This is a genomic window from Streptomyces sp. NPDC059900 (assembly GCF_050270335.1).
Classification (GTDB): Bacteria; Actinomycetota; Actinomycetes; order Streptomycetales; family Streptomycetaceae; genus Streptomyces.
Map to the genome: position 1 here is coordinate 1 of NZ_JBNNJZ010000374.1, position 8268 is coordinate 8268.

At 72.6% G+C, this 8268-nt stretch carries 5 protein-coding genes and 1 pseudogene; all 6 read left to right on the plus strand.

The window, feature by feature from the left end; translation table 11 throughout:
* Positions 1 to 204, plus strand: a pseudogene (locus ACQKIP_RS32950) (hypothetical protein); the annotation flags it as partial.
* Positions 205 to 544: 340 nt separating this feature from the next.
* The gene (locus tag ACQKIP_RS32955) at positions 545 to 910 is read left to right on the plus strand and encodes a pilin (RefSeq protein WP_427744991.1); all 366 of its coding nucleotides are present in this window, start codon (positions 545 to 547) and stop codon (positions 908 to 910) included.
* A gap of 410 nt (positions 911 to 1320) precedes the next feature.
* Positions 1321 to 2961: a hypothetical protein gene (locus ACQKIP_RS32960; RefSeq protein ID WP_365865411.1), complete on the plus strand. Its 1641-nt coding sequence runs from the start codon at positions 1321 to 1323 to the stop codon at positions 2959 to 2961.
* The gene (locus ACQKIP_RS32965) at positions 2958 to 3863 is read left to right on the plus strand and encodes a PrgI family protein (RefSeq protein ID WP_365865413.1); all 906 of its coding nucleotides are present in this window, start codon (positions 2958 to 2960) and stop codon (positions 3861 to 3863) included. The genes ACQKIP_RS32960 and ACQKIP_RS32965 overlap by 4 nt, the downstream gene beginning before the upstream one ends.
* Positions 3863 to 5692 (plus strand): VirB4 family type IV secretion system protein, encoded by a 1830-nt coding sequence (locus tag ACQKIP_RS32970; RefSeq protein WP_365865415.1) that lies wholly within the window; start codon positions 3863 to 3865, stop codon positions 5690 to 5692. Before ACQKIP_RS32965 ends, ACQKIP_RS32970 begins: the two co-directional genes overlap by 1 nt.
* Entirely contained in the window at positions 5689 to 8079 is a 2391-nt protein-coding gene (locus ACQKIP_RS32975; RefSeq protein WP_365865417.1) for a type IV secretory system conjugative DNA transfer family protein, read from the plus strand. Before ACQKIP_RS32970 ends, ACQKIP_RS32975 begins: the two co-directional genes overlap by 4 nt.
* The last annotated feature ends 189 nt before the right edge of the window (positions 8080 to 8268 follow it).

The following is an 8268-nucleotide window of genomic DNA, read 5'->3' on the forward strand; positions in this document are numbered from 1 at the left end:
CAGGTGTACCTGGTCCTGGAGCGCGCCGCCCGGGCCGAGATCATCACGCCGTCGGAGGCCGAACTGATCGCCGCCACCCGGCTGGATGGCCAGAGCGCGAAGGAGTGCGCGAACAGTGCGGGCATCAGCGTCCGCGCGATGTTCCGGCGCCGCTCAGCCGCCGAACAGCGCCTCACGAAGGCCCTGCTCGAAGAGCAGCTGTGAGACGAGGGAGGTAGCTCCGCCCAGCGGCTGGCACGATCGGCCGGCTTTTTCTCCTTAAGGGAGTGAGAGCGCACAAGGCCGCCGGCGCCTGGCTGAGCTGAGCTCTCGCCTCACCGAAGGTCCCCGGGGCCTGGGTACGGCGCTTCGTGCTGACACCCGAAACTCCCGCCCCTCGCGCGACGCGCCCCACTCCCTCGCAAGGAGGTGGTGCGCCGCCGCGGGTCTGCCCGGCCCCCGGGGACCTATCTCGGCTCATGTGCGATGCCACAGGCACCGTCGCCCTCTCTCCCTGTCCGCCTTGCTGGAGGTGATCTTCGTGCGTGCTCTGCCGTCATCCCGGCTGCGGGCAGGGGCCCTCCGCCCTAGTCCGCGCCGCCTGTTCCACGGCGCGGCCCGGGCGCTCTTCGTCTTCGTCCTCGTCACTTGCGCTCTCCTGGCAGACCCGCCCAGTTCGTGGGCGGTGGCGACGATCCCGCAGGTGATCACGAACCTGCGGAACTGGATTGTGGGGATCCTCGCCGCTCTCGCCACCCTGTTCCTGACCTTCGGCGGGCTGCGTTATCTGATGGCCGGGGGTGATCCGGGGGAAGTCGAGTCCGCCAAGCGGGCGTTGCGGGCCGCCGCGGTCGGCTACGGCCTGGCGATCCTTGCACCGGTCATCGTCACCGTTCTCAAGGGCATCGTCGGAGCCGGGGCGGGGCAATGACCAGCACCTGCCGCCTCATACGCGCCCTGCTGTTCCTCGCGCTCCTACTGGCCGCCGGTGTCATGGCCGCTGTGCCCACCGCCCGGGCCGCCGAGCCTCCGGCCGGCGCAGCGCATGCGCCTGCTGTTCCTTGGGAGCCGGAGCCGCAACCACAGCCCGGTCCGGTGGTCCCGCCCCCGGAATCCGGGCCCGGCACCGCCCGGCCGGAACCCACGCCGGGGCCGTCTCCCTCGCCGGGAAAGCCCAAGCCTCCGCCGCGGCCCTCGGAACCGGAGCCGACACCGGGGCCGACGCCGCCCGCGACCCCGCCGGACCCGAATGCGGAGGGGTTCTTCGGGAACCTTCTGGACCTTCCGGGCCTGGTCATCAATGCGATCACCGCGTTTCTCGGCATGCTCCTCGAGGAGGCCATGAAGCCTCTGCGGGAGCTGATCGCCGACACGCTGCTGGCCGCTCCGGACGTCACCAAACACGCGGACATCAGGCGGCTGTGGACCGCGTCGATGGGCATCACGGCAGGCATTTACGTGTTGTTCGTGACGGCGGGCGGCGTCACCGTCATGGGCCACGAGACGGTGCAAACCAGCTACGCCCTCAAACAGATCGCCCCGCGGCTACTCGTGGGCATCGCAGCCGCGGCCTCCTCGCTGACCGTCATGGGCAAGTCGATCGTCCTGGGCAACGCCCTGGCCCACGCGATCATGGGCACGGACATGGCGGATGCCGGGCAAGGGCTGGTCGAGCGGGCCCTGCCCTTCGCCTTGTTCGGCCCGACCGGCATCGCGATCTATCTGCTGCTGCTCGCCGTCGTCGAACTCATCCTGGTCATCGCAGTGTTGATCGGGTTCATCGTGCGGGTTGCCTTGATGGCGCTGCTCGCGGTGCTCGCGCCGCTGGCGCTGGCCTGTCATGCCCACCCGCTCACGGATCCCGTCGCCCGGCTGTGGTGGCGGGGCCTGGGCGGTTGTCTGGTCATCCAGATCGCGCAGTCGATGACGTTCATCCTCGCGCTGAAGCTGTTCTTCGCCCCCGGTGCCACCATGCTCGGCATCCCCAAGGCCGATCAGCTGGGGGCCCTGTTGGCCGGAGTGGCCCTGTTCTGGGTGCTGTTCAAGATTCCCGGCTGGACGCTCCAGGTCATTCTGCGCGGCAGCCCGATTCAGCAGCCTCGCGCACCGGCGCCGGTGCGCATGCTGCGGCAGTTGGCCATGTATCAGCTGTTGGGCCGCTACCTGCCCGGTGGTGGAGGCGCCGCCCGTCGCCCCGAACGGGGTGGCATCCGTCCGGGTGGTGGAGGAGGAGGCGGTCCGCGCGGCAGAGGTGGTCCGCTGCCCGGTGGCGGTGGTCCGCGCGGCAGGGGTGGTCCGCCGCCCGGTGGCGGTGGCGGTGGCGGTGGCGGTGGCGGTGGCGCCAGGCCACCCCGGCCCGGGCCGGGCGGTGCGGCCACCGGGGCTGGTCCTCGCCGCGCTCCTCGCCCCGGTGGCGCCCAGCCCGCAGGGGCAGGTCCGCCTGCCGCAGGTGGAGGTCTCGCAGTCGGCGCCCCTCCGTCTCCCCCAGTTTCCTCCCCAGCCGCTCCGCCCGCCGTGCCCAACGGCCCCGTCACGCCGGCGCAGCCCGGCGGCAGTCGGGGCGCCGCCCCAGGTCAACGTGCTGCCGCAGGTCAGCGTGGTACTCCCCGCCCTCGACGAGCACAGCCCCCACGCGCCGTGCCCCATCCCGCCCGGGCCCGGCGCCGGCAGCAGCTGGCACTGCCCATCCCCGCCAACCCCATCCCGGCCAACCCGCCCCGCCCAGTCCAGACCTGGCTCCCCATCGTGGCCTCGCGAGTCCCCCGCCCCGGCCCCGTACTCCCCACCGCTCCACCGACCACCCCCGCTCCCACAACCACCCCTGCCTCCCCCGCCGTACGCACCCCGGCGCCGCGCCACCGACAACTCGCCCTGCCCATCCCGGTCCCACGCGTTCGTGTACGTCCCTCCCGACCCGTGCAACTGCGCCTGCCCCTAGAACCGCCCCGACCGCCCCGCACTCCCCGGAGGCGCACGCCATGACCGAATCCGCCGACGACGACGCCGTCATCCCCGCCCGCATCCCCGCCGACGTATCCCGCGAAGACCGCATCCTCGGTCCGCTGACCGCACGGCAGACCGCCACGCTGACCGTGACCGCGCTTGTGTTGTACGGCGGCTACTGGGCCAGCCGCCCGCTGATGGCCCCGCTCGCCTACGCGGCCCTCGTCTCCCCGGTAGCCCTGATCGTGACCGTGGTCGCGGTGGGGCGGCGCGACGGCATCGGCATGGATCAACTCCTGCTCGCCGCCCTCCGCTTCCACCACACCCCCAAGCGCCGGGTACCGGCTCCCGAGGGGGTCCCCGCGCTACCGGCAATCACACCCGCCCCCTGGAAGGCGCAGGCGTCCCGGCGAACGGCGGCGCTGCGTCTGCCCTGCCGGACGGTCACAGAATCGGGCACGCTCGACCTCGCCGCCGACGGGCGGGCGGCGCTGGCGGTGTGCAGCACGATCAACTTCCACCTGCGCACCGGCGGTGAACAGCAGGCTCTGACCGAGGCGTTCGCCCGCTGGCTGAACTCCCTGACCGGGCCCACCCAGATCCTCATCCGCGCTCACCGTCTTGAGATCGCCCCACTGGTCGACGCACTGGCCCAGGCCGCGCCCGCCCTGCCCCACCCGGCGCTGGAGCGGGCCGCGCTGGCCCACGCCGCCTTCCTCGACGAGCTGGCCGCCGAACGCGACCTGCTCACCCGCCAGGTCCTGCTGGTGGCCCGCGAGCCCTCCGCCACCGGCGCAGCCCGGGCCGGCCACCGCCTCACCGAGGCCGCCCGCGCCTTGGAGTCCGCCGAGATCACCGTCTCGGCTCTGGAGGCACCGGCCGCCGCCGATGCGCTGCGGCTGGCAGCCAACCCCGACGCCGCTCCCCTGGCAGGTGTGTGATGCTCCGACTGCTGCGCCGCAACACCACACCGGACGCATCCGTCGACGTACGTGACGTGCTGACTCATCACGGCCCGGACGGGCTCGAAGTCCACTCCCGCACCCTCGCCGTCGGCGGGCATCTGGCCGCCACCCTGGTGGTGACCGGCTACCCGGCCGAAGTCGCACCCGGCTGGCTGGACCCGCTGCTCACCTACCCCGGCCGCCTGGACGTGGCCCTGCACATCGAACCGGTCGCCAGCTCGCTGGCCGCCCAGCAGCTCAAGAAGCAGCGGGCTCGCTTGGAATCCTCCCGCCGCACCGGCATGGACCACGGCCGCCTCGACGACCCGGACACCGAGGCCGCCGCCGCGGACGCGGCCGAACTCGCTTACCGCATCGCGCGCGGGGAGGGGAAACTCTTCCGCCTCGGCCTGTACATGACCGTCTACGGACACAGTGAAGAGCACCTGGCCGATGAGGTGGCCTCGGTCCGTTCGGTCGCCGACTCGCTGCTGGTGGCCACCGCCCCGGCCACCTACCGGGCGCTGCCCGGCTGGCTGGCCACCCTCCCGCTGGGTCTGGACACGCTGAAGGTGCGGCGCACCTTCGACACCGACGCCCTTGCCGCCTGTTTCCCCTTCGCCTCCCCCGACCTGCCCACCGACATCGCGCTGGCGCCGGGCGGAGTGCTCTACGGGATCAACACCTCCAGCGGTTCGCTGGTGTTGTGGGACCGCTTCGCCCAGGACAACTACAACTCCATCACCCTGGCCCGCTCCGGGGCCGGCAAGTCGTATCTGACCAAACTCGAACTGCTGCGGCAGCTGTTCACCGGCACCGAAGCCATGGTCATCGACCCGGAGGACGAATACGTCGCCCTGGCCGAGTCGGTGGGCGGCACCGTCATCCGCCTGGGCGATCCCGCTGTACGGCTCAACCCCTTCGACCTCCCGCCCACGACGAGCGGCGAGCAGGACGCGCTCACCCGCCGCGTACTGTTCCTGCACACCTTCCTGGCCGTCCTGCTCGGCGGGGACCTCTCCTCCGCCGAGCGGGCCGTGCTGGACCGGGCGGTGCTTGCCACCTACCAGCACGCCGGGATCACGAGTGATCCCGCCACGTTCAGCCGTCCGGCGCCGCTGCTCGCCGACCTCGCCGCCCAGCTCACCGCGATGGCCGAACCGGCCGCGGACGAACTGGCCGTACGCCTGGCCCCGTACGTGGAGGGCTCCCACCAGCAGCTCTTCTCCGGCGAGACCACGACCCGCCCCGCCGGACACCTGGTCGTCTTTTGTCTGCGGGGGGTTCCCGACGAGCTGAAGACCGCCAGCATGCTCCTGGCCCTTGATGCCATCTGGCGGCAGGTCGCCCACTCCGGCCGGCGCACGCGGCGCCTGGTGGTGGTCGACGAGGCGTGGCTGCTGATGCGCGACGGGCACGGGGCTCGCTTCTTGTTCCGGATGGCCAAGGCCGCCCGCAAGTACTGGACCGGCCTGGCGGTGGTCACCCAGGACGCCGATGACGTGCTGGCCAGCGAGTTGGGCCGGGCGATCGTCACCAACGCCGCGACCCAGGTGCTCATGCGGCAGGCTCCGCAGGCCATCGACCAGATCGCTGCCGACTTCCATCTCTCCCGCGGCGAGCGGCATCATCTGCTCTCGGCGCCCCGTGGCTGCGCGCTCCTGCTGTCCGGGCGCACGAAGATCTCCTTCACGCCGGTGGCCTCCACCGGCGAGCACGACCTGATCACCACCGACCCCGTCGAGCTCGATGCGGACGAGCAAGCCGCGCAGGACGAGGCGAGCGACCCTTACGGGCTGCCTGACCTGACAGGACTCCAGCTGTGAGCGGCGCCCCCGGCGGGCTGCTCGGCGCCTTGCTTACCGATCCCGGTCGCTTCTGGTACGCCTTGCTGCACGGCGGCCGGGACCTTCTCGTCGACGCCTCGCCCTGGCTGGCGCCCGGCACCACGCTGACCGGCGCCGCACTCGCCGCTGCGCGCACCACCGTCCACCGACGGCGGCAGCGGAGCTTCGCTGAGGGCGCCCGGCTGGTCACGATCCTGGCCCCGCCCACGGTGCCCGCCAAGGGCGGCGAGGTGCTCTGGGCCCAGCTCTCCGGACTGCTGCGCCCCTGGCCTCAGCGCCTGCTGCACGGCCAGCCGCACGTCGGCTTCGAGTACGCGTGGAGCACCGCCGGGCTGACCATCCGGCTCTGGCTGCCACGCTCCACCCCCACCGCCCTCGTACGCCGCGCGGTGGAGGCGGCCTGGCCCGGCGCACACACCGCCCTCTCCGACGCCGTGGCCCCCTTCCCGGCCGCTCACCAGTGCACCGCTGGCAGTCTGCGGCTCGCCCGGCCGGAGGTGCTACCGCTGCGCACCGACCACAAGGACGATCCGCTGCGCGCCCTGCTCCAGGCGGCCACCGGGATGGCGGAGGGCGAGTACGCGCTGGTGCAGCTGCTGGCCCGGCCCGCGACTGGCGCCCGGCTGCGCCACGCCCAGCGCAGCGCCCGCCGCCTGAAGGCCGGACACACGACACCCCGCCTCTCCTCCCTCTTCCGGCTGTTCGCCCACGCGCCGCAGCGCACCTCGCCCGCCGCCACCGACCCGTCGCACGGCGTCGAGGTGCGCCAGAGCGTCGGCAAACTCACCGGCCCCCAGTGGGAGGTGGCCATCCGCTACGCCATCGCCCTGCCCCGGAAGTGCGAGGGTGCCGAGGCCCGGCTGCGCGGCCGCGCCCATGCCCTGGCCTCCGCCTTCTCCCTGTACGCGGCCCGCAACTGGCTGGCCCGCCACCGCCTGCGCGATCCCCACCCCGTCCTGAGCGCGCGCTGCTTCCCCCGCCGCCGCGGTGACCTGCTCTCGGTGCCCGAACTCGCCGCCCTGGCCCACCTGCCGGCCGACCCCGACGCCCCCGGCCTGGCCCGCGCGGGCGCCCGCTCCATCGCCCCGCCGCCCGCCGTCCCGCAGCCCGGCCCCGGTGTGAAACCGCTCGGTACTGCAGACTCCGGCGCCCGCCGGGGTGTCGGGCTGACGGTCCCCGATGCCCGCCATCACCTGCATCTGATGGGCGCCACCGGCTCCGGCAAGTCCACTTTGATCGGCCAACTCGTCCTGGACGACGTGCGCGAGGGACGGGGCGCGATCGTCATCGACCCCAAGGGCGACCTCGTCGCCGACCTCATGCACCGCCTTCCGCGCTCCTGCGCCGACAAGCTCGTCCTTATCGACCCGGACGACACCCACACCCCGCCCTGCCTGAACGTCCTGGACGGCAGCGACATCGACGTCGTCGTCGACAACATCACCGGCATCTTCCGCCGCATCTTCGCCGCCTTCTGGGGCCCGCGCACTGACGACATCATGCGCGCCGCCTGCCTCACCCTCCTGCGCCACGCCCAGATCACCAGCCGCCTGGTCACCCTCGCCGACATCCCCCGCCTCCTGGGCGAGCCCGCCTACCGCATCCGCATGATGCCCACCATCAAGGACCCCGTCCTCAAAGGGTTCTGGCTCTGGTACGAGTCCTTGTCCGAGCCCTCCCGCGCCGCCGTCATCGGCCCGATCATGAACAAGCTCCGCGCGTTCCTGCTGCGCTCCTTCGCCCGCCAGACCATCGCCTCGGGCGAGTCGACCTTCCACCTGCCCGACGTCCTGGACGGCGGCATCCTCCTGGCCCGCCTGCCCAAGGGCGCCCTGGGCGAGGAGACCACCCGGCTGCTCGGCTCATTCATCGTCGCCAAGACCTGGCAGGCCGCCGCAGCCCGCGCCCGCACCCCCGAACGCGACCGCATCGACGCCGCGCTGTACGTGGACGAGGCCCACAACTTCCTGACCCTGCCCTACCCGCTGGAAGACATGCTCGCCGAGGCCCGCGGCTACCGCCTTTCCATGAACCTGGCCCACCAGCACCTCGCCCAGCTCCCCCGCGACCTGCGCGAAGGAATCTCCGCCAACGCCCGCAACAAGGTCTTCTTCAACGCCTCCCCCGAAGACGCCAACGCCCTGGAACGCCACACCCTGCCCACCCTGGGCTCGCACGACCTCGCCCACCTCGGCTCGTACCAGGCAGCCGCCCACCTACTGGCCGACGGCGCCGAAACCGCCGCCTTCACCCTCACCACCCGCCCCCTGCCGCCGCCGGTGGCCGGACGCTCCACCGAACTGCGGGCCGCTGCCGCCGCCCACTTCGGCGCCACCACCAGCCGCTCCACCTACCTGCCCCTCTAACCGCCCGCCCAGGAGTAGGTCATGCCCACGACGAGTTCGAACCCCGGCTACGTCCCGCGCGCGGCCTCCCGCCGACGCCGCCCCGCCCAGCCCGACCGGGCCCGCACCGACCTTGCCCGGCTCGCCACCCGCCTCACCCCGCGCGACCTGTGGCTCATCGAAATGCTCCACGAGCACAAGGTCCTCACC

Coding starts and splice junctions, on each gene's coding strand:
- ACQKIP_RS32970 (WP_365865415.1), top strand. CDS start 3,863: ATGCTCCGACTGCTGCGCCGCAACACCACACCGGACGCATCCGTCGAC.
- ACQKIP_RS32965 (WP_365865413.1), top strand. CDS start 2,958: ATGACCGAATCCGCCGACGACGACGCCGTCATCCCCGCCCGCATCCCC.
- ACQKIP_RS32960 (WP_365865411.1), top strand. CDS start 1,321: ATGAAGCCTCTGCGGGAGCTGATCGCCGACACGCTGCTGGCCGCTCCG.